Origin of the sequence: Pseudomonas sp. NEEL19, from assembly GCF_028751975.1 — a bacterium.
GTDB classification, from domain to species: Bacteria; Pseudomonadota; Gammaproteobacteria; order Pseudomonadales; family Pseudomonadaceae; genus Aquipseudomonas; species Aquipseudomonas juntendi.
In genome coordinates, this window is sequence record NZ_CP081491.1 from 4159576 (window position 1) to 4182525 (window position 22950).

Sequence of the window (22950 nt, forward strand, 5' to 3'; positions counted from 1 at the left end):
CTTTTTCATGGCTGCTGCAAAATGTGTCAGTAATTAACCAACTGGAACATTCCGTTCGATTATCGCCCCCTTCCGTTTGCGACGAATTGCCTCACCCCCGCCTCACGCCGCACCATCCCCCCACGCAACGCCCCATAAAAACAAGAGATCCACGACAGATGAGCACTTCGCAAACCGCACGCCAGCTGCTGCCCGGCCTGTTGGCCATGTCCTGCGCCCTCCCCGTCTTCGCTGCCGACCAAGGCGGTTTCCTGGAAGACGCCAAGGCCACCCTCAACCTGCGCAACTTCTACATCAACCGTAACTTCGTTGACCCGGCCAACCCACAGGGCAAGGCCGAAGAATGGACGCAGAGCTTCATTCTGGATGCCCGCTCCGGCTTCACCCAAGGCACCATCGGTTTCGGCGTGGACGTGCTGGGCCTGTATTCGGTCAAGCTCGACGGTGGCAAAGGCACCACCAACACCCACCTGCTACCCGTGCACGACGATGGCCGCCCAGCCGATGATTTCGGCCGCCTGGGTGTGGCGTTGAAGGCCAAGCTTTCCGAAACCGAACTGAAGGTCGGGGAATGGATGCCGGTGCTGCCGATCCTGCGTTCGGACGACGGCCGTTCGCTGCCGCAAACCTTCCGCGGTGGCCAGCTGACCTCCAGGGAAATCGCCGGCCTGACCCTGTACGCCGGCCAGTTCCGCGGCAACAGCCCGCGCAACGATGCCAGCATGGAAGACATGTCGATGAACGGCAAAGGCTCGTTCACCTCCGACCGGTTCAACTTCGGTGGCGGCGAATACACCTTCAACGACAAACGCACCATGATTGGCCTGTGGGATGCCCAGCTCAAGGACATCTACCACCAACAATACCTGAACCTGACCCACAGCCAGCCGCTGGGCGACTGGACCCTGGGCGCCAACCTGGGCTACTTCATCGGCAAGGAAGACGGCGCCGAGCGCGCCGGTAAACTGGACAACCGTACCGCCTCGGCACTGCTCTCGGCGCGCTACCAGGGCCATACGTTCTACGTGGGCCTGCAAAAGGTCAGCGGCGACGATGCCTGGATGCGAGTCAATGGCACCAGCGGCGGGACCCTGGCCAACGACAGCTACAACTCCAGCTTCGACAATGCCAAAGAACGCTCCTGGCAGGTGCGCCATGACTTCAACTTCGCCACCGTTGGCGTTCCGGGCCTGACCCTGATGAACCGCTATATCAAGGGTGAGAACGTGACCGTCGGCAACGTTGATGATGGCAAGGAATGGGCCCGGGAGACCGAATTGGCGTACGTGATCCAATCGGGCAGTTTCAAGGACCTGTCGGTGAAATGGCGCAACTCCACCATGCGCCGTGACTTCAGCACCAACGCCTTCGACGAGAACCGCCTGATCGTGAGCTACCCGCTGAACCTGCTGTAAGCCCTGCCAATGTGCGCCATGGCCCCGCTGGATAAGCCCGCGGGGCGCCCCTGCCATTCGCCCCGCTGATGATAGTGGTGGCTGCGGGCTATCCTGAGCTATACCCGTTGCCTGTACCGGGCCTGCCGCGGCGTGTGACCGCCGCGCAGGGCCCTGACAGGCAGCTTGATCAGCCCAGGCAAACCAGGGAGGCACAACAATGAAAACGCTCGTCGACCACCTGAGCCAGTACGCCAGTTACCACCGCGACCCGCGCAACATCGTCACCCACTTCATCGGCATCCCCATGATCGTGCTGGCAGTCACCATCCTGCTGTCCCGCCCCGGGTGGGAGGTTGCTGGCATATGGCTGTCCCCGGCCCTGCTGGCGGCAGCGGCTTCGGTCTGGTTCTACCTGCGCCTGGACCTGCGCTTCGGGCTGGTGATGGGGGTGTTGCTGGGCTTGTGCCTGTGGGTTGGCCAGGTGCTGGCGGTGCAGCCTACCGGGCTTTGGCTCGGTGCCGGGGTGGCCGCGTTCGTGCTGGGCTGGATCATCCAGTTCGTCGGCCACTATTACGAAGGCCGAAAACCGGCGTTTGTGGACGACATCAGTGGCCTGATCATCGGGCCTTTGTTCGTGGTGGCAGAAGCGGCCTTCATGCTGGGCTTGTGCCCGGCCCTGAAGCAGGCTGTGGAAAGCAACGCAGGCCCGGTGGCCATACGCTCGATGTAACCGTGGCACCTGAGCGGCCTTGTGTCGCGCTGTAACCCCGGCACCTGTGTAGGAGCGGCCTTGTGTCGCGATGGGCTGCGCAGCGGCCCCGGCAATCGTAGCTGCGAAGCTGATATTCCGGGGCTGCTGCGCAGCCCATCGCGACACAAGGCCGCTCCTACAGGCGGGGCCGCGTGAGGGTCAGCTACGCGACTCTACCCCTAGCTCGTCCCACACCGACTCCGCCAGGTGGAAGGTGGCGTTGGCCGCTGGAATGCCGCAGTAGATCGCGCTCTGCATCAGCACTTCCTTGATCTCGTCGCGAGTCACGCCGTTGTTGGCCGCTGCGCGCAGGTGCAGCTTCAGTTCGTCGTTACGGTTCATGCCGATCAGCATGGCAATGGTGATCAGGCTGCGGGTGTGACGTGGCAGGCCGGGGCGGGTCCAGATGTCACCCCACGCATGGCGGGTAATCATTTCCTGGAACTCGCCATTGAAGTCGTTGAGCTTTTCCAGGCTGCGGTCCACATGGGCATCGCCCAGTACCGCGCGGCGTACTTGCATACCGGCGTCGTAGCGTTGTTTCTCGTCCATGGCAGGGTCCTCAGTGAGCCAACAGGAAGGCGAGCACGCGGCGGCTGAACGCCTCGCCAATCTCGACGTTGGACAGGTGCGCTGCCGGGAACTCGACGTATTCGGCACCGGCAATACCGGTTTGCATGAACTGGCCGTGCGCCGGGGTGGTTACCACATCTTCTGTCCCTGCCACGATCAACGTCGGCACCTGTATGCGACCGAGTTGCTCACGGAAGTCGGCATCACGCACCGCCGCGCAGTTGCCGGCATAACCCTGGGGGCTGGTCTGCGCCAGCATCTGGCAGATACGCTGGGCCTCTGCGGCTTGTGCCTGGGCAAAGCCTGGGGTGAACCAGCGGGCAATGGACGCATCGCGCAGGTCGACCATGGCCTGCTGGCCGCCCTTGAGCACGGTGTCGATACGGGTGTTCCACACCTCGTCATTGGCGATTTTGGCGGCGGTGTTGCACAAGGTCAGGCTACGCAACCGGTCACCGGCATTGATGCCCAGCCACTGGCCAATCAGGCCACCCATCGACAAGCCGACAAAGTGCGCCTTGGCAATGTCCAGGCCATCGAGCAACGCCAGCACATCGCGGCCCAGTTGCTCGATGGAATAAGGGCCTTCGGTGACCAGCGATGCACCGTGGCCACGGGTGTCGTAGCGCAGCACCCGAAATTGCTCGGCCCACAGCGGCATCTGGGCGTCCCACATGCCCAGGTCGGTACCCAGCGAGTTGGACAGGACCAGCACCGGGGCGTCTGCCGGGCCATCGAGTTGGTAATTCAAAACGCCATCGGCCAGTTGCAAATGCGCCACAGCGGTCTCCTTCAGGCAGTAAAACGTTGATGTTCGGACACGGCGCGCGCCACCCAGACGCGGGCCTGGCCCAGGTAATGGGCAGGGTCGAGCAAGCGATCGAGTTCCTCGGCGGACAGTTCGGCGCTGACCTGCGGCTCGTCACCCAGCACGGCACGCAGGTGACGCTGCTCGGCCACGGCGCGCTGGCAGCATTGCTCCAGCAGGTGGTGGGCGCGGTCGCGGCCCAGGCGCTGTGCCAGCACAATGCTCACTGCCTCGGCCAGCACCAGGCCCTGGGTCAGGTCGAGGTTGCGGCGCATGCGCTCGGCATCCACCTCCATCCCCTCGGCAATCACCTGGGCCTGGCGCAACGCACCGGAGACCAGGCAGCAGATTTCTGGCAGGGTTTCCCATTCGGCATGCCACAACCCCAGGCTGCGCTCGTGTTCCTGGGGCATGGCGCTGAACATCGTCGAAACCAGCCCCGGCACCCGGGTGGCGGCCCCGATCAGAACGGCGGCCCCCACCGGGTTACGCTTGTGAGGCATGGTCGAAGAGCCGCCCTTGCCCGGCGCGGAAGGCTCGAACACCTCGCCAGCCTCGGTTTGCATCAGCAAGCTGACATCGCGGCCGAACTTGCCCAGGCTGCCGGCGATCATGCCCAGCACCGAGGCAAACTCCACCAAGCGGTCGCGCTGGGTGTGCCAAGGCTGTTCCGGCAGGGCCAGCCGCAGTTGCTCGGCCAGCGCCTCGGCCACCGGCAGCGCCTTGCTGCCCAAGGCCGCCAGGCTGCCCGAGGCGCCGCCGAACTGCAGCACCAGCAAGCGCGGGCGCAACGCCTGCAAGCGCTGGCGATGGCGGGTCACGGCGCCAAGCACCCCGGCCAGCTTCATGCCCAAGGTCACCGGCGTGGCATGTTGCAGCCACGTGCGCCCCACCATGGGGGTGTCGGCGTGCTTCAAGGCCTGCTGCGCCAAGGTTTCGGCAAGCTGGCCAAGGTCGCTTTCCAGCAAGTCGAGGGCAGCGCGCAACTGCAATACCAAGCCGGTGTCCATCGCATCCTGGCTGGTAGCGCCCAAGTGCACATAACGCTCGGCCTCGGGCACGCCGGTGGCGATCACCTTGCCCAACGCCTTCACCAGCGGGATTGCCGAATTGCCAGCGCTGGCGATGGCATTGGCCAGGGCGCCTACGTCATAGCGCTCGGCCTGGCAGGCCGCCTCGATGGCGGCCACGGCGCTGTGCGGAACCAAGCCGACCGAAGCCTCGGCGCGGGCGAGCGCGGCCTCGAAATCCAGCATGCCCTGCAGGCGGCCACGGTCGGAAAACACCTCGCGCATGGCCGGCGTGGTGAAGTAGGCGTCGAACAGTTGGTTGCTCATGCAGCTTCCTTAATGATCATGGTGCAGGTACTCGGCCTGCTTCGGCAGGCGCAGGCTGAACAGGAAGGCTATCGCCATCATCGCTGTCACGTACCAGTAGAACGTATTCTCCATACCCATGGTCTTCAGCCCCAGGGCCACGTACTCGGCCGAACCGCCGAATGCCGCGTTGGCCACCGCGTAAGCCAGGCCTACACCCAGCGCGCGAACTTGCGGCGGGAACATCTCGGCCTTCACCAGGCCGCTGATCGAGGTATAGAAACTGACGATGCACAGTGCCAGGCTGATCAGCACGAAGGCCATGAACGGGCTGGTCACGGTTTTCAACGCCATCAGCAGCGGCACGGTGAACAGCGTTCCCAACGCGCCGAACAGCAGCATGGAATTGCGTCGGCCAATACGGTCGGACAGCATGCCGAAGAACGGCTGCAGCACCATGAACAGGAACAGCGCAGCCGTCATCACATAACTGGCGTTCTTCGCCGTCATGCCAGCGGTATTCACCAGGTACTTCTGCATGTAGGTGGTGAAGGTGTAGAAAATCAGCGACCCACCTGCGGTGTAGCCCAGCACGGTGATGAAGGCTGCAGCGTGGTTGCTGAACAAGCCTTTGATGGTGCCGGCATCCTTGTCCTGACGGGTTTCGGCGCTGCTGGTTTCGTGCAGCGAGCGGCGCAGCATCAACGAGATCAGTGCTGCAATGGCCCCGACCACGAACGGAATGCGCCAGCCCCAGGCACGCAGCTCATCCTCGGTCAGCAGCTGCTGCAGGATCACTACCACCAGCACGGCCAAAAGCTGGCCGCCGATCAGCGTCACGTACTGGAACGAGGCAAAGAAGCCGCGCTGGCCGCGCAGGGCCACCTCACTCATGTACGTGGCGGTGGTGCCGTATTCGCCACCCACCGACAGGCCCTGGATCAGGCGCGCCAGCAACAGCAGCGCCGGGGCCCAGGTGCCAATGCTGGCATAGGTGGGCAGGCAGGCGATCATCAGCGAGCCGAAGCACATCATCAGCACCGAGATCATCAGCGAGTTCTTGCGGCCATGGCGGTCAGCGAGGCGGCCGAAGATCCAGCCACCAATCGGGCGCATCAAGAAGCCTGCGGCGAATACCCCCGCGGTGTTTAGCAACTGCACCGTGGGGTCGTCGGAGGGGAAGAACGCCGGGGCGAAGTAGATCGCGCAGAAGGCATAGACGTAAAAGTCGAACCATTCCACCAGGTTGCCCGAAGAGGCACCAACGATAGCGAAGATGCGCTTGCTGCGCTCTTCACCGGTGTAATAGGCTGAGGTCATGGTGAGATTACTCCTGAAGGGTCCCAGGTTATTCTAGACATACCTGGTAACACCTCGTTCCGCCTTGAGGCTGGCAATTGGCCTTGAGTCGAAGGTGCCGGCCCCTTCGCGGGGCAAGCCTGCTGCCACAGTTTGCCGTTGTGCAGTGGGCAACGACCATACTGTGACACCCGGCTTGCCCCACGAAGGGGCCAGGACAGGTCAAACCCGTTCGATGGCCAGCGCCAAGCCTTGGCCGACGCCCACGCACATGGTCGCCAGGCCTTTACGGCCACCGCTTTTCTCCAGTTGATGCAGCGCCGTCAGCACCAGGCGAGCACCGCTCATGCCCAGCGGGTGGCCCAGCGCGATCGCGCCGCCATTGGGGTTCACCTGCGGCGCATCATCGGCCACGCCCAGCTCACGCAGCACTGCCAGGCCTTGGCTGGCGAACGCTTCATTGAGCTCGATCACATCGAAATCATTCACCGCCACACCCAGGCGCTCGGTCAGCTTACGCACTGCCGGGACCGGGCCAATGCCCATCACCCGTGGCGCAACGCCACCGCTGGCCATGCCGAGAACGCGGGCACGCGGGGTAAGGCCATGCTTCTTCACCGCTTCAGCCGAGGCCAGGATCAGTGCTGCCGCACCATCGTTGACGCCCGAAGCGTTGCCGGCGGTGACGGTCTTGTCCGGGCCGTTGACCGGCTTGAGCTTGGTCAACGCTTCCAGGGTGGTCTCCGGGCGCAGGTGTTCATCACGCTCGACGATCACTTCACCCTTCTTATGGGCGATGCGCACCGGCACGATTTCTTCGGCAAAATAGCCGGCTGCCTGCGCTGCAGCGGCCTTTTGCTGGCTGCGCAAGGCGAAAGCATCCTGGTCGGCGCGCGATACCTGATAATCGTCGGCCACGTTGTCGGCGGTTTCCGGCATGGAGTCCACGCCGTACTGGCTCTTCATCAGCGGGTTGATGAAGCGCCAGCCGATGGTCGTGTCTTCCAGCTTCATGTTGCGCGAATAGCCGCTTTCGGCCTTGCCCATGACGAACGGGGCCCGCGACATCGATTCCACCCCCCCGGCGATGGCCAGCTCCATTTCCCCGCTGGCAATGGCGCGGAAAGCAGTGCCAATGGCATCCATGCCCGAGGCACACAGGCGGTTCAGGGTGACGCCCGGAATGCTTTCGGGCAGGCCGGCCAGCAGCAGCGCCATGCGCGCCACGTTGCGATTGTCTTCACCTGCCTGGTTAGCGCACCCGAAGAACACCTCGTCAACCTGGTCCCACTGCACACCGGGGTTGCGCTCGATCAGCGCCTTCAGTGGCACGGCGGCCAGGTCGTCGGCACGCACACCGGCCAGGGCACCGCCAAAGCGGCCAATCGGGGTACGGATGGCGTCACAGATGAATACGTCTCGCATCAGGCTTCTCCTGCCGGCTGGCCATGGGCCGCGGCGGTACGGGCATCAAGGTCACGCGGGGTGGCAGCTTGATTTCGGTGGGTTCGGTGGTGGTCTGCACGTGGCATTGGAGGCTCCTGGTCAGGGTGCTTCAGTAAGCTCAGATTAAGGAGGCCGGTGGGTAGCTTACAATCCGATAATCGACTATTCGTGCGATTATCGAACTATTTGTTGCCTTGCTACCCACCTTCGTACAGCGCCTGCCCGGCAAGGGCGGCCTCGCTATCAGGTGGCGTCGGCGTGGCTCACCAGCCCTTTCACCACCACCCCAACGGTAGCCAGCGCCGCCGGCACCAGCAGCGCCGTGAGCACCTGCTCGAAGCTCCAGCCCAGGCCCAACAGGGTTGCGCCGCTCCAGGCCCCGAGTATCGCGCCGAAGCGTCCGATGCCCAGCATCCACGATACCCCGGTCGCCCGGCCTTGGGTCGGGTAGAAGCGCGCCGCCAGCGACGGCATGGCCGACTGGGCGCCGTTCACGCACATACCAGCCACCAGTACCAGCGTAGCCAGCAAGGTGATATTGCCCAGGCTCTGCCCTACGGCGTAGGCGAATACCCCGGCCAGCAGGTAGAAAATGCCAATCACCTTGTGCGGGTTGAAGCGGTCCATGGCCCAACCCACACCGACCGCACTCAGCACGCCACCAAACTGGAACAAGGCACCGATAAAGGCCGCCTGCTCCATGCTCGCGCCACTGTCACGCATCAGAGTCGGCAGCCAGCTGGTCAGCAGATAGACGATCACCAGGCCCATGAAATAAGTCAGCCACAGCAGTACGGTACCCAGGCCGTAGGTGCCAGAGAAAATCACCGAGAACACGTTGCGGGCGGCCACGGCCTTCTGTTCCGGCACGCTGAAGCTCGCCGCCTCGGCCACCACCTGCGGGGCGATCGGCGACAAGGTCTTGCGCACCCTGTCAGTGCCACGGTTACGCACCACCAGGAAGCGCGCCGACTCCGGCAGCCAGACCATCAGCACCACGGCCAGCAGCAACGGCAGCACGCCACCGACTACCAACAGGCTGTGCCAGCCATAGGCCGGGATCATTTTCGCGGAAATGAAGCCACCGCCGGCCATACCCAGGTTGAAGCCGCAGAACATGCTGGTGACCAGCAGCGACTTGAGCCGCTCTGGGGTGTACTCCGACAGCAGCGTGGTGGCGTTGGGCATACCCGCCCCCAGGCCAAGGCCGGTCAGGAAGCGCAGCACCAGCAACTGGTCGACGTTGGTGGCATAGGCCGAGGCCAGGCTGAAGCCACCGAATACCAGTACAGCACCCACCAGCACGCCCTTGCGGCCAAAGCGGTCGGCCAGCGGCCCCGAGCCCAGGGCGCCGAAGACCATGCCGATCAACGCGGCACTCATCACCGGGCCCAGGCTGGCACGGTCAATGCCCCATTCCTGCGACAGGGCCGGGGCGATGAAGCCCATGGCGGCCGTGTCCAGGCCATCGAGGAAGACGATCAGAAAACACAGCAGCACGACCCGCCACTGATAGCGGGACAACGGTTGCTGATTGATGAACGACTGGACGTCAAGGCTTGCGCCGACGTTGGTTTGCGCTTGGTTCATTGTTGTTATCCAGAATAGGGGGCACAGCCAGGCCATTGCACTCGGCTAGCCGGTACAGGTGGGCAACGCTAGGGAAAATGGCCTGGGTCAGCCTGGATACAACGAAACTGCATGCGGGTGCGAGCGCAGCAGCCTAGGGACAGTATGCATGGTATGTGCCTCATGTTTTTCTTGTTCGGTCGGCACAGCCGACCGTTGCGAGAGACATTAATCAGCGGGCGCAGGTGACGCAATTCGCCGCGAGCGACACTGTGCGTTTATCGCACAGGAAACCGTTTTGCCTGTTCAAAAAACCGCTGGCGCCCGCCCCGCAGGTTGCTGCGCCCCCCCCTTGCGCGCTCAACCAAACAGCTGGTGGCACAGGTCCCGGCTGGCAGCCAGCAGGATCGGCAAGAAGCGCTGCTCCAGTTCGCTGCGCGTGACCCGCCCGACGTGGGTACTTACGTTCAAGGCTGCCAGCACCTGCCCGGAAGCGTCGTACACCGGCACGGCAATCGAGCGCAGCCCCTGCTCCAGTTCCTGGTCCACCACACACCAGCCTTGGGCGCGGACCTGCTGAATACAGGCGAACAACGATTCGGCATCATGCAAGGTACGGCTGGTGCGCGCCTTGAGGTCGGCCCGCTCCAGGTATTCGCGCAGGCTGGTGTCATCCAGCGCCGCCAGCAGAATGCGCCCCATCGACGTGCAGTAGGCGGGCAGGCGCCCGCCCACCGACAAATCGACCGAAATCAGGCGCTCGACCGTGGCCGAACGGGCTATATAAAGGATGTCGTCACCTTCGAGGGTGGCCATGTTGGCCGCCTCGTGCAGCTGGTCGCTGATGCGGTCCAGGTACGGCTGGGCCGAAATCGCCAATGGCGTGGATGACAGGTAGGCATGCCCCAGGGTCAGCACTTTGGGTAGCAGCGAGTAGGTGCGCCCATCGGTGGTGGCATAGCCCAGCTTGATCAGCGTGTGCAGGCAACGGCGCACGGCGGCCCGGGGTATTTCGGTACGGTGGCTGATCTGGGCGATGGTGAGGTGGCGCTTGCGCTCCTGGAAAGCCTGGATCACCGCCAGGCCACGGGCCAGGGATGTCATGAAGTCCGGGTCGCCGGTGAAAGCCTGGATGCGCTTGGCCGGCGAGGCCACGATCGGCGGCGCCATGGCCGCCAACACAGGCCGTGCCGCCTCTGGGCTGGCAGAAGCGTTGTCCACCGTTTCGTCACTCATCCCACACCTCAAAAAAAACGCCGGTTCGTGCGATTATCGAACAAACGGCCGATAATCGCAATTGACCGCTGACACTTTTGCTTATACCTTTCTCCTGCCACATGTGGCTTCTTTGGAGAGACTGGTCAGGTACCCACCGTAGAAGTCCCCAGGCAACGGCCTCGCCTTTCGGCGGGGCCGTTTTTTTCATTCCCGCCTCGTCAGCTTGTTGCCCGAACTTTTATCCGGCATGCCTTTCAAACTTGTAAGAAAGCCCCAACTTGTTTACCCGCACATGCCATAACTTGTGTCGGATGATGGCGGTGCTGGTTAAATAACGATGTTCGGCAAATTATCGGTTGCTATAATCGGCACCACAGTCGTGACGCAATTGTGCCCACGGGACCTTCCATGGAACCAAGCCGTTGCGGCCGGAACAGGGCGCACAAGCGCATAACGCGTTACACCCGTGATTACACTTAATTCAGGTACTGCATGTGACGAAAGATGAACTGCGCGCAGAACTCGAGCGCCAGGCTGAACGTTACAAGGATGTCTACGGCGGCGAAGTCACCACCTATGCCGCACAAACGGAACCGGAGCGCAAACCCTGGCGCAAACGCGCCAGCCTGCGCGACCAGGCTTTCAGCCAGGAACTGGAACGCATGGAAAAGGAACTACGCAGCGAGAACCCCTGACCCGGGTCAATGCAGCGCTGTGTTCGCCCGGCTCGGCCGGGCGTGTTGGTCTTATTACCCAAGCTAAGTGAAATGGATTTTCACAAATTTCAAACGATCGTTTTAATTAGCGCCGAAGCTTGACCTTTACGTTTTTGACCTGCTTTTCGCAGCAATTCACCGATTTAAGCTGAACTTGCCCTGTAATCAAAGGCCGCTGGCAGGGCAGCTTTGGCGCTTTTGGCCGTACCAACGGCCTGCTGGAGGTGCATCGATTGCCAAGGTTTTCTGGCATAATCCCGCCCCCCTATGACCGCCAGACAACCTTCATGATCGATTTATTCAGCGGACTGGATGCCTGGGTATTGGTGAGCCTGCTGCTCGCCTTGACCTTCGTACTCGCTTTCGAGTTCATCAATGGCTTTCATGACACCGCAAACGCGGTAGCTACCGTCATCTATACCAAAGCCATGCCTCCCCACCTCGCCGTGTTCTTCTCCGGCGTGTTCAACTTCTTCGGCGTACTGCTGGGCGGTGTCGGGGTGGCCTACGCCATCGTGCACCTGCTGCCGGTGGAGTTGCTGATCAATGTGAACACCGGGCACGGCCTGGCCATGGTCTTCTCCCTGCTGGCCGCGGCCATCACCTGGAACCTCGGCACCTGGTACTTCGGTATTCCCGCTTCCAGCTCGCACACGCTGATCGGCTCTATTCTGGGTGTAGGTCTGGCCAATGCCCTGATCAACGACATCCCGCTGGGAGACGGCGTTAACTGGCAGAAAGCCATCGACATAGCCATGTCGCTGGTGGTCTCGCCACTGGCCGGCTTCGCCGTGGCTGCCCTGGTGCTGCTCGGCCTGAAGTGGTGGCGCCCGCTGTCGAAGATGCACAAGACCCCCGAGCAGCGCCGTAAACTCGACGACAAGAAGCACCCGCCCTTCTGGAACCGCCTGGTCCTGGTGGTTTCTGCCATGGGCGTGAGCTTCGTGCACGGTTCCAACGACGGCCAGAAAGGCATTGGCCTGATCATGCTGGTGCTGATCGGTATCGTTCCGGCCAAGTTCGTGCTCGACCTGAACAGCACCACCTATCAGATCGAGCGTACCCGCGACGCCACCCTGCACATGAGCCAGTTCTACGAGCGCAACGCCGCCACCCTGGGCGAGTTCCTGGCCCTGGGCAAGGCCAAGGCCAGCGACCTGCCGGAGCAGTTCAGTTGCAACCCGCAGCAGACCGAGCCGACCATCGCCGCACTGCAAACCTCGTTGCAAGGCGTGACCGACTATCACAGCCTGGCTGCCGAGAAGCGCGTTGAAGTACGCCGCTACTTGCTGTGCCTGGATGACACCGCGAAGAAGGTTGGCAAGCTGCCTGGCCTGGAAGCCCGCGAAAAGGCCGACCTGGAAAAACTGCGCAAGGACCTTACCGCCACCACTGAATACGCCCCGTTCTGGGTAATCGTGGCCGTTGCGCTGGCCCTGGGCCTGGGCACCATGGTGGGCTGGAAGCGTGTGGTGCTGACCGTTGGCGAGAAGATCGGCAAGCAGGGCATGACCTATGCCCAGGGCATGTCGGCACAGATCACCGCGGCCTGTGCCATCGGCATGGCCAACGTGTTCGCCTTGCCGGTTTCGACCACTCACGTGTTGTCGTCCGGGGTGGCCGGCACCATGGTCGCCAACAAAAGCGGCCTGCAAGGTGGCACCGTCAAAACCATCCTGATGGCTTGGGTTCTGACCCTGCCAGCCTCGATGGGCCTGGCGGCCGGCTTGTTCTGGCTGGCGTCCAAGGCCATTGGCTGAGTGACACCGCAATAGACAAAGGCGCCCACGGGGCTAATGCCTGTCAGTTAAGGGTTATTGGGGCTGCTTTGCAGCCCTTCGCGGGCACGCCCGCTCCTACACGCTTGGCGCTGAACTCAAGAAATGCGCTATCCCCTGTGGGAGCGGGCGTGCCCGCGAAGGGTCGCAAAGCGGCCCCAACTACTTAACTGACTGGCATTAACCCCGGGGCGCCTTTTTCATATCGGCAGCTGGGCTCACAGGCAGTGCGCAAGGCCCAGGCTCGATACGGTCCAGGTGGCAGCCAACTATTTTTTCTTGCCCCCCAACAACGACCCCATCAACCCCCGCACCAGTTGCCGCCCCAACTGGTTGGCTGCCTGGCGCACCGCCGATTTGATCGCCTGCCCCGCCGCACTCTGCAAGAACTCACCGGCCTTGTCGGCAAAGCTCTCTTCATCGGCCTTCGGTTGCGGCGCCGGCTCCACGGCCTCGCCTTTGCGCTGAGTCAGCATTTCATAGGCCGACTCACGGTCCACCGGCTTGTCATAGCGCCCGGCCAGCGGCGAAGCAGCAATCAGCGCACCGCGCTCCGCAGCACTCAACGGCCCGATTCGCGATTGCGGCGGAGCCACCAACACGCGCTGGACCATGGCCGGGGTGCCCTTCTCTTCAAGCGCCCCCAGTAGCGCTTCGCCAATGCCCAGTTCGGTGAGCACGCTCAAGGTGTCGAACGCCGGGTTGGGGCGGAAGCCATCGGCTACCGCGCGCAACGCCTTTTGCTCCTTGGCTGTGAACGCCCGCAAGCCATGCTGAATGCGCAAGCCCAACTGGGCCAGCACCGCATCCGGCAAGTCACCCGGCGACTGGGTGACGAAGAACACGCCCACACCTTTGGACCGGATCAGCCGTACCACCTGCTCCAGGCGCTCCTGCAGCGCCTTGGGCGTGCCGTTGAACAACAGATGCGCCTCGTCGAAGAATAACGCCAGCAGCGGTTTTTCGGCATCGCCGCGCTCGGGCAACTGCTCGAACAATTCAGCCAGCAGCCACAACAGGAAGGTGGCGTAGACCTTGGGGGCCTCATGCACCAAGCGGCTGGCATCAAGCAGGTGGATCCGGCCGCGGCCATCGGGGTCCGGGCGCAGCAAGTCTTCCAGTTGCAACGCCGGCTCGCCGAACAGCGCCTCGGCCCCCTGTTGCTCGAGGGTTGCCAGCCGGCGCAACAAGGCCTGGGTCGAGGCGGTGGTCATCAGCGCGCTGTCTTCACCCAGCAATTGCGGGTTGTCTTTCAGGTGGGCAAGCAGCGCCTTGAGGTCTTTCAGGTCGAGCAGCAACAGGCCTTCACGGTCGGCCACCTTGAACGCTGCATACAACGCCGCCTGCTGGCTGTCGGTCAGTTCCAGCAAGTTGCCCAGCAGCAGCGGCCCCATTTCACTGAGGGTCGTGCGCAGCGGGTGGCCGGACTGCCCCGCGATATCCCACAACGTCACCGGGTAGGCCCGTGGCGTATGCCCAAGCCACGGCATGCCGGCGATGCGCTCGGCCACCTTGCCCTGCGGTGCACCGGCGGCGCCCAGGCCACACAAGTCACCTTTCACGTCGGCGGCAAACACCGCGACCCCGGCGTCACTGAACACTTCCGCCAGGCGTTGCAAGGTGACGGTCTTGCCGGTACCGGTGGCGCCTGCCACCAGGCCGTGGCGGTTGGCCAGGCGCATGGCTTGCCCGAGCGGCTGGCCATCCGGGCCCGATCCCACAACTATGGTCGAAGTTTCCGACATCTCTTTAATCCCCTGCTCAAGCTTTAACTGAAACCGGCCGATACCTTCGGGTGATATTCGCCTTAGAAGAGAGGAACAACCGAAAAGGGATTTTTCCGGATATTGCACAGCCTTGCGGCCTCACTCGTGCGAACGCCCTGATTAAAACCTTAGCGGAACCGATTACGCCATGAATAAAAGCCTGCGTTTCAGCCACAAGATACTGTTGGCCGCCTCACTGATCGTCATACTCGCCTTCAGCCTTTTCACCCTTTACAACGATTACCTGCAGCGTAATGCCATCCGCGAGGACCTGGAAAACTACCTGGCTGAAATGGGTACTTCCACGTCCACCAACATCCGCAACCTGTTCGACGGGCGTATCAAACTGGTGGAAAACCTGGCGCAGAACATTGCCCAGAACCCGGCCAACGCTGAAACCTTCATGGGCCAGCGCGCACTGCTCTCCAGCTTCCTGACCGTTTACCTGGGCAAGATCGACGGCGGCTTCAGTGTTCGCCCGGACGCGAAGATGCCCGACGGTTACGACCCTCGCACCCGACCCTGGTACAAGGATGGCATGAATGCCAGCGGGGCCATGTTGACCGAACCGTACATCGACATGACCACCAACAAAATGGTCATCGGCATCCTCAGCAAGGTCTCCAGCAGCGTGGGTGTGGTCGGTGGCGACCTGGCGCTGGACGGTCTGGTGCAAATCATCAACTCGCTGGACTTTGGTGGTATGGGCTATGCCTTCCTGGTCAATGACCAGGGCAAGATCCTGGTACACCCGGACCAGGCCCTGGTGATGAAGTCGCTGTCAGACCTGTTCCCGCAACACACACCCAAACTGAGCAACGAACTGACCGAAGTGCAAAGCGACGGCCAGGCACGTTTGCTGACCTTCACCCCGATCACCGGCCTGCCCTCGGCCAATTGGTACATCGGCCTGTCGCTGGACAAGGCCAAGGCCTTCTCGATGCTGAGCACCTTCCGCACCTCGGCTGTGGTTGCCACGGTCGTCGCCGTGGTCATCATCATCGCCTTGCTCGGCTTGCTGATTCGCGTACTGATGCAGCCGTTGCACACCATGACCCGCGCCATGGAAGACATCGCCGAAGGTGAAGGCGACCTGACCAAGCGCCTGCGCATCCATAACCACGATGAATTCGGCATTCTCGGCAACGCCTTCAACCGCTTCGTCGAGCGTATCCACAGCAGCATCCGCGAAGTGTCCTCGGCCACCGAGCAAGTCAACGAAGTGGCGCTGCGGGTGATCAGCGCCTCGAACTCATCAATGACCAACTCCGATGAGCAGGCCAACCGCACCAACAGCGTGGCCGCGGCCATCAACGAACTGGGTGCCGCGGCCCAGGAAATCGCCGGCAACGCTGCCCAGGCCTCGCAGCACGCCAGCTCCGCAAGGCTACTGGCCGAAGAAGGCCAACAGGTGGTCGAGCGCAACATTGCGGCGATGAACCGGCTCTCGGACCTGATCGTCACCTCCAGCGAACACATCGAGACCCTCAACAGCAAAACCGTGAACATCGGCCAGATTCTGGAAGTGATTACCAGTATCTCCCAGCAGACCAACCTGCTGGCCTTGAACGCCGCCATCGAAGCGGCCCGCGCCGGTGAAGCCGGGCGTGGTTTCGCCGTGGTGGCCGATGAGGTACGCAACCTGGCCCACCGCACCCAGGAATCGGCGCAACAGGTGCAGGCCATGATCGAAGAACTGCAGGTGGGTGCCCGCGCATCGGTCGAAACCATGGATCAGAGCCAGCGCCACAGCAACGACAGCATGCAGATCGCCAACCAGGCCGGCGAACGGCTGGACAGCGTGACCGTGCGCATTGGCGAAATCGATGGCATGAACCAGTCGGTGGCCACCGCCACCGAGGAGCAGACTGCCGTGGTCGAAGCCATCAACATGGATATCAACGAGATCAACATGCTCAACCAGGAAGGTGTGGAGAACCTGCAGGCCACCCTGCGTGCGTGCTCCGACCTGGAGCAGCAGGCCGGGCGCCTGAAGCACCTGGTGGGCAGCTTCCGGATCTAGTCCCACGCGCCCCAGGGGAGCAGGTACACCCCCTCCCCTGGGGCAGCTTGCCGCGCAACCCCGATCGAACAAACTATCCTTCTGAAAGGTCAACCTTTAGGCGTGTCATCGCCGCCAACCAAGCGCCAGATGACAGACCCGAAAGACGATCCCGGAGGGATGCTGATCGTGCACATCGCCGACATCACCATGTTCTACGCCCCCGCCAGCGGTGGCGTACGAACTTATCTTGATGCCAAACATCACCGCCTCGACGCCATCCAGGGCGTACGCCATAGCCTGTTGATTCCTGGTGCCAGCGCCCACAATGCCGACGGCATCTACCAAGTACCGGCACTGCCGCTGCCTTTTGGCAAGGGCTACCGCTTCCCGGTACGCCTGGCCCCGTGGTGCAAGACCCTGCGCACGCTCAAGCCGGACCTGATCGAGGTCGGCGACCCGTACCTGACTGCCTGGGCGGCGCTGGAGGCCCGGCGCCAGCTGGACGTGCCGGTAATCGGCTTCTACCACTCCGACCTGCCGCTGCTGGTCAGCAACCGCATGGGCAACTGGTTCACGCCCAATGTCGAGGCCTATGTCAGCAAGCTATATGGGAATTTCGACCGGGTGCTGGCCCCCAGCCGGGTCATGGCCGACAAACTGCGCCGCCTGGGCGTGCGCGATGTACACGTACAACCGCTGGGCGTGGACCTGGCCACGTTCCACCCGTCCAAACGCGACGCCAATGTGCGTGCCGAACTGGGTATCGCCGATACCGCCCGCCTGCTGATCTACGCCGGGCGTGGCTCCCGGGAAAAGAACCTGCCGGTATTGCTGGCCTGCATGCAGCAGCTGGGCCACCCCTACCACCTGCTGTTGGTGGGCTCCGGCATGCCCGCCAATGTGCCGGACAACGTCAGTGTCATCGGCCAGTTCTGCCCGCCAGAGGAGGTCGCCCGGCTGATGGCCAGCGCCGACCTGCTGGTGCATGCCGGCGACCAGGAAACCTTCGGCCTGGTCATTCTCGAAGCCATGGCCAGTGCAACGCCGGTGGTCGCCGTGCGCGCGGGTGCCTTCGGCGAAATCGTCAATGACCAGTGCGGCCGCCTGTGTACAGCCAACGATGCCCAGGCCATGGCCACAGCCGTGCGCGAGGCATTCGAGGCAGGTGTGCGCAAGCTGGGCGCGCAGGCGCGCCGCCACGTCGAGCAACACTACTCATGGGACAACGTGGTCGCGGGCCTGCTGCTGCACTACCAGGCCGTGCTCGGCCATCAGCCTCTGGTGCGCGCCCATGCTTGAGTCACGCCCCGCACCGCGCAGCCTGATGCTGGTACTGCATGATGTCGCGCCTGAAACATGGCCCGACTACCAACCTTTCGTGGAGGCTGTGGATGCTATCGGCGGTGTGCCCATGACTTGGCTGGTGGTTCCGGACTTTCACCAGCGCAACCCGCTGTTGCGCTCACCGGCGTTCTGCCGCCTGCTTGAACGGCGCCTGGCCGAGGGCGACGAACTGGCGCTGCATGGCTACTACCATGCCGACAACGGCCCGCCGCCGCGCACGCCAGGCGACTTCTTCATGCGCCGCATCTATACCCACGAAGGCGAGTTCTATGGCCTTGATCAACAGCAGGCCCTGCAGCGCCTGGAACAGGGCCTGGCCGTGTTCGCCCAACAGCAATGGCCGGTGGCAGGTTTCGTGGCGCCAGCCTGGTTGATGAGCGAAGGCACCCGCCAGGCGCTGCGCCAGCTGCCTTTGCGCTACACCAGCACACCGCAGCACCTGTACCGCTTGCCCGAGTTCACCCCGATCAAGGCGCCAGGGCTGGTGTGGAGCGCCCGCAGTGCCTGGCGCCGGGGGCTTTCGCGGGCCCTGTGCGACTGGCAGTGCAGACGGTGGCAGAACGCCGAAACCCTGCGCCTTGGCCTGCACCCGGTGGACATGCGCCACCGTAGCTCCCGCGAGTACTGGCTCAATACCCTGCGCACCTTGATGGCCCAAGGTCGCGAACCGTTGACCAAGTCCGCCTGGCTGGACCGCCAGGTCAGCGCATGAGCCGTCTGGGCTGGCTAGGCCTGGCACTTGTCGCAGCAATGCTGGTGCCAGCCCTGCTTGGCGGCAGTGACCTGCTGCCCCGGTTGCAAGGGTTCGATCCTGGCCTGTTGCTGACCCTGCTGGGCATGATCCTGCTGTGTTGGGTGATCAACGCCATGCGCCTGCGCCTGTTGCTGGGCCAGCAAGGCGCAAGGCTTGGGTACCTGCGCAGCCTGGGCGTGGTGATGGCCACCGAGTTCGCCATCTGCACCACCCCCGGCGGCAGTGGTGGCCCGTTGACCCTGATGGCGCTGCTGGCACGCGAGCGCATCGGCCCGGCGCGCAGTGGCGCCGTGTTCGCCATGGACCAATTGAACGACCTGCTGTTCTTTTTCTGTGCGATGCTGGCGATTGCGGGCTACGCATTGTTTCACAGCCTGGGCCACAGCCAGCAGAGCATGTTGCTGGGCAGTGCGTTGCTGCTGTGCAGTGCGCTGGTCGGGGTGATCGGCTTGCTGCGCTACCGCCGCGCGCTCATGCGCCTCAACGGCAGGCTGCTGCAACGCCTGGGCGTGGCCGCACCGCGCAAGCGCCGCTGGGCCCGCAAACTGCTGCACTTCATCGCCGCACTGGCGCAGACCTGGCAGTTGCCCAAGCGCACGCTGGCGCTGGTGTTCACCCTCACCTGCATCCACTGGGGGCTGCGCTACAGCGTGTTGTACCTGGTATTGCGCGGGCTGGGCGGGGAGCTGGCATGGATCCCCAGCTTTCTGGTGCAGATGCTGTCGCTCAGTGCCGGGCAATTCAGCCTGCTACCGGGCGGGGCAGGTGCGGCCGAGCTGACGTCTGCAAGCTTGCTGACGCCGCTGGTGGGCAGCTCCACCGCCGCCGCGGCGATCCTCATCTGGCGGGCAGTCACTTATTACTTTTACCTGCTGGCAGGCGGGCCGGTGTTCGTGTGCCTGCTGGCGCGTCCGTTGCTGACGCGCTGGCGGCGCCAGGCGGGTTGAGCCGCTGCCACAGTTCGGCGGCGCCGGGGAAATCGGTGCCGTCGGTGTCGGCCAGCGCTTGCGGGTCATAGCGCGCCAGGCAGCCTTCACCCACGGTGGGCGGGGCCGTGGCGGTGGGTTGGTTGCGCCGTTTGGCCATTGGTATGTTCCTCAAGCGTAGCGATAGGGCTGCCGGGCAGCCCCAAAGGCTTGCAGACAACCCAACGGTATCAGTCGAAGACCACCGTCTTGTTGCCATGCACAAGCACGCGGTCTTCGAGGTGATAACGCAAGCCACGTGCCAGCACCATCTTTTCCACATCACGGCCAAAGCGAACCATGTCTTCGATGCTGTCAGCGTGGCTCACGCGCACCACATCCTGCTCGATGATCGGGCCGGCATCCAGTTCTTCGGTGACGTAGTGGCACGTTGCACCGATCAGTTTCACCCCACGCAGCGCGGCCTGGTGGTAAGGCTTGGCCCCCACAAACGACGGCAGGAAGCTGTGGTGAATGTTGATGACCTTCTCCGCGTAGTCCCGGCACAGTTGCGGCGGCAGGATTTGCATGTAGCGGGCCAGCACCACGACATCGGCCGCGTGTTCTTCGACCAGGCGCGACACTTCGGCAAAGGCCGGGGCCTTGTCCTTGGGGTCGACCGGTACATGGAAGAACGGTATGCCGTGCCACTCGACCATGCTGCGCAGGTCGTCGTGGTTGGAAATGACACACGGGATCTCGCAGTCCAGTTCATCGGTATGCCAGCGGTGCAACAGGTCAGCCAGGCAATGCGACTCGCGGCTGGCCATCAGCACCACGCGCTTTTTCTGCGCCGAGTCGGTTATCCGCCAGGTCATGGAGAACTCTTCGGCAATCGGCGCAAACGCCTCACGGAAGGCTTCGATACCGAAGGGCAATGATTCGGCGCGGATTTCATGACGCATGAAGAACCAGCCGCTCTGCTCATCGGAGTGATGGCTGGCTTCGTTGATCCAGCCATTGTACAAGGCCAGGAAATTACTGACTTTCGCCACGATCCCTACACGGTCGGGGCAGGCGATCACCAGACGATAGGTGCGCATGAATGAGACTCCAGAACTTCGCAAAGGCGCTTATTCTAGCGGCACGCAAGGAAAAGCGCAGTATTGATTGCAGCGGCCGCAGCCACTGTAGCAACCACGCTGGCAATGTGGACACTATCTGACACAGTCGGCGAAATGGCACACGCTAATGTAAATTTTTGTTCACCGGAGAAATATTGTCACAGCTTAATCAACAGTTAATTGCCCAACATTATGTTTACTTGCGAGTATCGGCTGTCTATTATTGCCCCACACATTTCCGAACACGCATTAAGGAACACTCCATGTCCCTGATCAACGAGTACCGCGCCACCGAAGAAGCCATCAAAGAACTTCAGGCTCGCCTGGCCAACCTGTCGCAGGACGACAAGCTGAAGAAAGAGCTGGAGTTCGAAGGCAAACTGCGCAACCTGATGGGCGAGTACTCCAAGTCCCTGCGCGACGTGATTGCCCTGCTCGACCCAGAGTCGAAACTGAGCAAAGCACCGCGTGGCACCGTCAAGGCTGTTGCTACCAAGCGTGCCCGCAAGGTCAAGCAATACAAGAACCCGCACAACGGTGAAGTGATCGAAACCAAAGGCGGCAACCACAAGACCCTGAAAGAGTGGAAAGCCAAGTGGGGCGGCGACGTGGTCGAGAGCTGGGCTACCCTGCTGGACTGATTGTTCAGCCCGGGCCTTTGCTTATCGCAATCAAAAACGTCGGCACATTGCCGGCGTTTTTGTTTGTCTGCCTTCAGTCAATTGCAAACTGTTGTTGCAAGTTCCGGGCATGTACTTGCCATGCCTCCAGCACGCGCCGCCCGGCCTCGTCGGCGCGCTCCCAGGCTTGCAGGCGCGCCTGCTCGAAATCACCCAATGTGTTCGGCGCCCCCCACTGCGGCTGGCTAAGGCGCTGCTGGCAGAACGCATACCACCGCTGGCGCTCCTCGGGGGTCAAGGTGTCCGGAAAGTTGCGCGCCCGGTAACGGAACAACAGCTCAGGCAAGCGCGGGTCATCGAACAGCCACTGCCCCCGGCCCAATTGCGCCGGTTCCAGCGCACGAACTTGCTCGCATAGACGCCGGTCACGGTCACCAATAAAACCGTTATACAACTGCTGCTCCGGGTCCTCACTCGGCGCGAAATCGTCCTTGCCGTAAATGTGCTCCAGCTTGTCCTGCCATTGCGCCTGTTGATCGGCCAACTGTTCACCGCGCGATTGTAACAACGTCAAGTCGATGCCCAGCCGCTGTTGATCGGCAGGGCGTAATACCGACAGTGGCGCAAGTACCGGGCAGCGATTGATCTGTACCAGTTTAAGCGGCACCGGTAGTTCGCCCTCGGCCAAATCCTCGTGCCGGGTGTACAAGCGCTGACGCAATACTTCAGCACTTTCCCTGAGTAATGGCAGGGTTTCCTGATGCAGGTCGCAGACAATCAGTGCATTGCGATTGTGCGGGTGCCAGGCCAATGGCAAGACCACCCCCAGGTAATTACGCGCTGCTGAAAAACGCCCGGATACATGCACCAGCGGTTGTAGCAAGCGGATCTGTTCCATGACTTTATGCTTGCTGCGCAACTGGAACAGCCAGTCATACAACTTGGGCTGTTTTTGCCGGATCAGTCGCGCCAGGGCAATGGTTGCCCGCACGTCGGAAAGCGCTTCATGCGCATGCCCGTGATCAATGCCGTTGGCCTTGCTCAACAGCTCCAGACGCAGGCTGGTGCGCCCGTCCTGCTGCGGCCACTCGATGCCCTCCGGGCGCAGGGCGTAGGCCGTGCGCACGATGTCGATCAGGTCCCAGCGGCTGTTGCCGCCCTGCCATTCACGGGCATAGGGGTCGAAAAAATTCCGGTACAGGCTGTAGCGGGTCACTTCGTCATCGAAACGCAGGGTGTTGTAGCCCGCCCCACAGGTGCCTGGTTGGGCCAGCTGCGCATGCACGCGGGTCATGAATTCGGCTTCGCACAGGCCCTGCTCGGCCAGTAACTGCGGGGTGATGCCAGTCACCAGGCACGCAGCCGGGTGCGGCAGAATATCGTCGGCGGGGCGGCAGTAAAGGCTGATCGGCTCGTCGATCTCGTTGAGGTCGAAGTCGGTGCGCAGGCCGGCGACCTGCAGCGGCCGGTCACAGCGCGGGTTGATGCCGGTGGTTTCGTAGTCGTGCCAGAAAATGCTGGAGGTCACGGGGTCGTCCTGTCTTGCGAGGTCGACCCGATT

19 protein-coding genes and 1 pseudogene are annotated in these 22950 nt (G+C 62.7%); 10 read left to right on the forward strand and 10 right to left on the reverse strand.

Features of this window, described 5'->3' with window-relative positions; all coding sequences use genetic code 11:
* Positions 1-158: 158 nt before the first annotated feature.
* Both K4A76_RS18470 and K4A76_RS18475 read left to right on the forward strand, forming a co-directional pair.
* Entirely contained in the window at positions 159-1415 is a 1257-nt protein-coding gene (locus K4A76_RS18470) for an OprD family porin (protein WP_274410882.1), read from the forward strand.
* Between the two features lie 199 nt (positions 1416-1614).
* Positions 1615-2127: an Mpo1 family 2-hydroxy fatty acid dioxygenase gene (locus K4A76_RS18475; protein WP_274410883.1), complete on the forward strand. Its 513-nt coding sequence runs from the start codon at positions 1615-1617 to the stop codon at positions 2125-2127.
* Positions 2128-2307: 180 nt separating this feature from the next.
* Here K4A76_RS18475 and pcaC read toward each other — a convergent pair whose 3' ends face one another.
* From pcaC to pcaR, 7 genes are all read right to left on the reverse strand, one after another.
* Entirely contained in the window at positions 2308-2700 is a 393-nt protein-coding gene (gene pcaC / locus K4A76_RS18480) for a 4-carboxymuconolactone decarboxylase (protein WP_047583944.1), read from the reverse strand.
* Between the two features lie 10 nt (positions 2701-2710).
* A complete protein-coding gene (gene pcaD / locus K4A76_RS18485; RefSeq protein WP_274410884.1) occupies positions 2711-3502 on the reverse strand; it encodes a 3-oxoadipate enol-lactonase in 792 nt (263 codons plus the stop codon).
* 11 nt (positions 3503-3513) lie between these two features.
* Positions 3514-4866, reverse strand: coding sequence for a 3-carboxy-cis,cis-muconate cycloisomerase (locus K4A76_RS18490; RefSeq protein WP_274410885.1), 1353 nt, complete (start codon positions 4864-4866; stop codon positions 3514-3516).
* Between the two features lie 9 nt (positions 4867-4875).
* Entirely contained in the window at positions 4876-6165 is a 1290-nt protein-coding gene (locus K4A76_RS18495; protein WP_110675686.1) for an MFS family transporter, read from the reverse strand.
* Between the two features lie 201 nt (positions 6166-6366).
* The gene (pcaF, locus tag K4A76_RS18500; protein ID WP_274412311.1) at positions 6367-7572 is read right to left on the reverse strand and encodes a 3-oxoadipyl-CoA thiolase; all 1206 of its coding nucleotides are present in this window, start codon (positions 7570-7572) and stop codon (positions 6367-6369) included.
* A 261-nt stretch (positions 7573-7833) separates the two neighbouring features.
* Positions 7834-9180 (reverse strand): MFS transporter, encoded by a 1347-nt coding sequence (locus K4A76_RS18505; protein ID WP_054912070.1) that lies wholly within the window; start codon positions 9178-9180, stop codon positions 7834-7836.
* A 339-nt stretch (positions 9181-9519) separates the two neighbouring features.
* Entirely contained in the window at positions 9520-10395 is an 876-nt protein-coding gene (pcaR, locus tag K4A76_RS18510; protein WP_009685624.1) for a pca regulon transcriptional regulator PcaR, read from the reverse strand.
* Positions 10396-10871: 476 nt separating this feature from the next.
* On the opposite strand from pcaR, the gene K4A76_RS18515 reads away from it, so the two are divergent.
* Both K4A76_RS18515 and K4A76_RS18520 read left to right on the forward strand, forming a co-directional pair.
* Positions 10872-11072 (forward strand): hypothetical protein, encoded by a 201-nt coding sequence (locus K4A76_RS18515; RefSeq protein ID WP_009685625.1) that lies wholly within the window; start codon positions 10872-10874, stop codon positions 11070-11072.
* 308 nt (positions 11073-11380) lie between these two features.
* On the forward strand, positions 11381-12853 hold the full coding sequence (locus tag K4A76_RS18520; protein WP_274410886.1) for an inorganic phosphate transporter: 1473 nt from the start codon (positions 11381-11383) through the stop codon (positions 12851-12853).
* 287 nt (positions 12854-13140) lie between these two features.
* Here K4A76_RS18520 and K4A76_RS18525 read toward each other — a convergent pair whose 3' ends face one another.
* Positions 13141-14616 carry a helicase HerA-like domain-containing protein gene (locus K4A76_RS18525; RefSeq protein WP_274410887.1) on the reverse strand — a complete coding sequence of 492 codons (1476 nt, stop codon included), beginning with the start codon at positions 14614-14616 and terminating at the stop codon, positions 13141-13143.
* Between the two features lie 313 nt (positions 14617-14929).
* On the opposite strand from K4A76_RS18525, the pseudogene K4A76_RS23940 reads away from it, so the two are divergent.
* The 5 genes and pseudogenes from K4A76_RS23940 to K4A76_RS18545 form a co-directional block, all read left to right on the forward strand.
* Positions 14930-15754: pseudogene (locus tag K4A76_RS23940) on the forward strand (PDC sensor domain-containing protein); the annotation flags it as partial.
* 141 nt (positions 15755-15895) lie between these two features.
* Positions 15896-16660, forward strand: coding sequence for a methyl-accepting chemotaxis protein (locus K4A76_RS23945; RefSeq protein ID WP_371262796.1), 765 nt, complete (start codon positions 15896-15898; stop codon positions 16658-16660).
* Positions 16661-16819: 159 nt separating this feature from the next.
* Positions 16820-17941 carry a glycosyltransferase family 4 protein gene (locus K4A76_RS18535; protein ID WP_274410889.1) on the forward strand — a complete coding sequence of 374 codons (1122 nt, stop codon included), beginning with the start codon at positions 16820-16822 and terminating at the stop codon, positions 17939-17941.
* Positions 17934-18698 carry a DUF2334 domain-containing protein gene (locus tag K4A76_RS18540; RefSeq protein WP_054905769.1) on the forward strand — a complete coding sequence of 255 codons (765 nt, stop codon included), beginning with the start codon at positions 17934-17936 and terminating at the stop codon, positions 18696-18698. Before K4A76_RS18535 ends, K4A76_RS18540 begins: the two co-directional genes overlap by 8 nt.
* A complete protein-coding gene (locus tag K4A76_RS18545) occupies positions 18695-19687 on the forward strand; it encodes a lysylphosphatidylglycerol synthase transmembrane domain-containing protein (RefSeq protein WP_274410891.1) in 993 nt (330 codons plus the stop codon). Before K4A76_RS18540 ends, K4A76_RS18545 begins: the two co-directional genes overlap by 4 nt.
* A gap of 209 nt (positions 19688-19896) precedes the next feature.
* Here the strand turns inward: K4A76_RS18545 and purU are convergent, their stop codons facing one another.
* Positions 19897-20748, reverse strand: a complete 852-nt coding sequence (gene purU, locus K4A76_RS18550; protein ID WP_047149623.1) for a formyltetrahydrofolate deformylase — start codon at positions 20746-20748, stop codon at positions 19897-19899.
* 284 nt (positions 20749-21032) lie between these two features.
* Between purU and mvaT the strand changes: the two genes are divergently transcribed.
* On the forward strand, positions 21033-21410 hold the full coding sequence (gene mvaT / locus K4A76_RS18555) for a histone-like nucleoid-structuring protein MvaT (RefSeq protein WP_009685634.1): 378 nt from the start codon (positions 21033-21035) through the stop codon (positions 21408-21410).
* 73 nt (positions 21411-21483) lie between these two features.
* Here the strand turns inward: mvaT and sbcB are convergent, their stop codons facing one another.
* The gene (gene sbcB / locus K4A76_RS18560; RefSeq protein WP_054912075.1) at positions 21484-22917 is read right to left on the reverse strand and encodes an exodeoxyribonuclease I; all 1434 of its coding nucleotides are present in this window, start codon (positions 22915-22917) and stop codon (positions 21484-21486) included.
* Between the last annotated feature and the right edge of the window lie 33 nt (positions 22918-22950).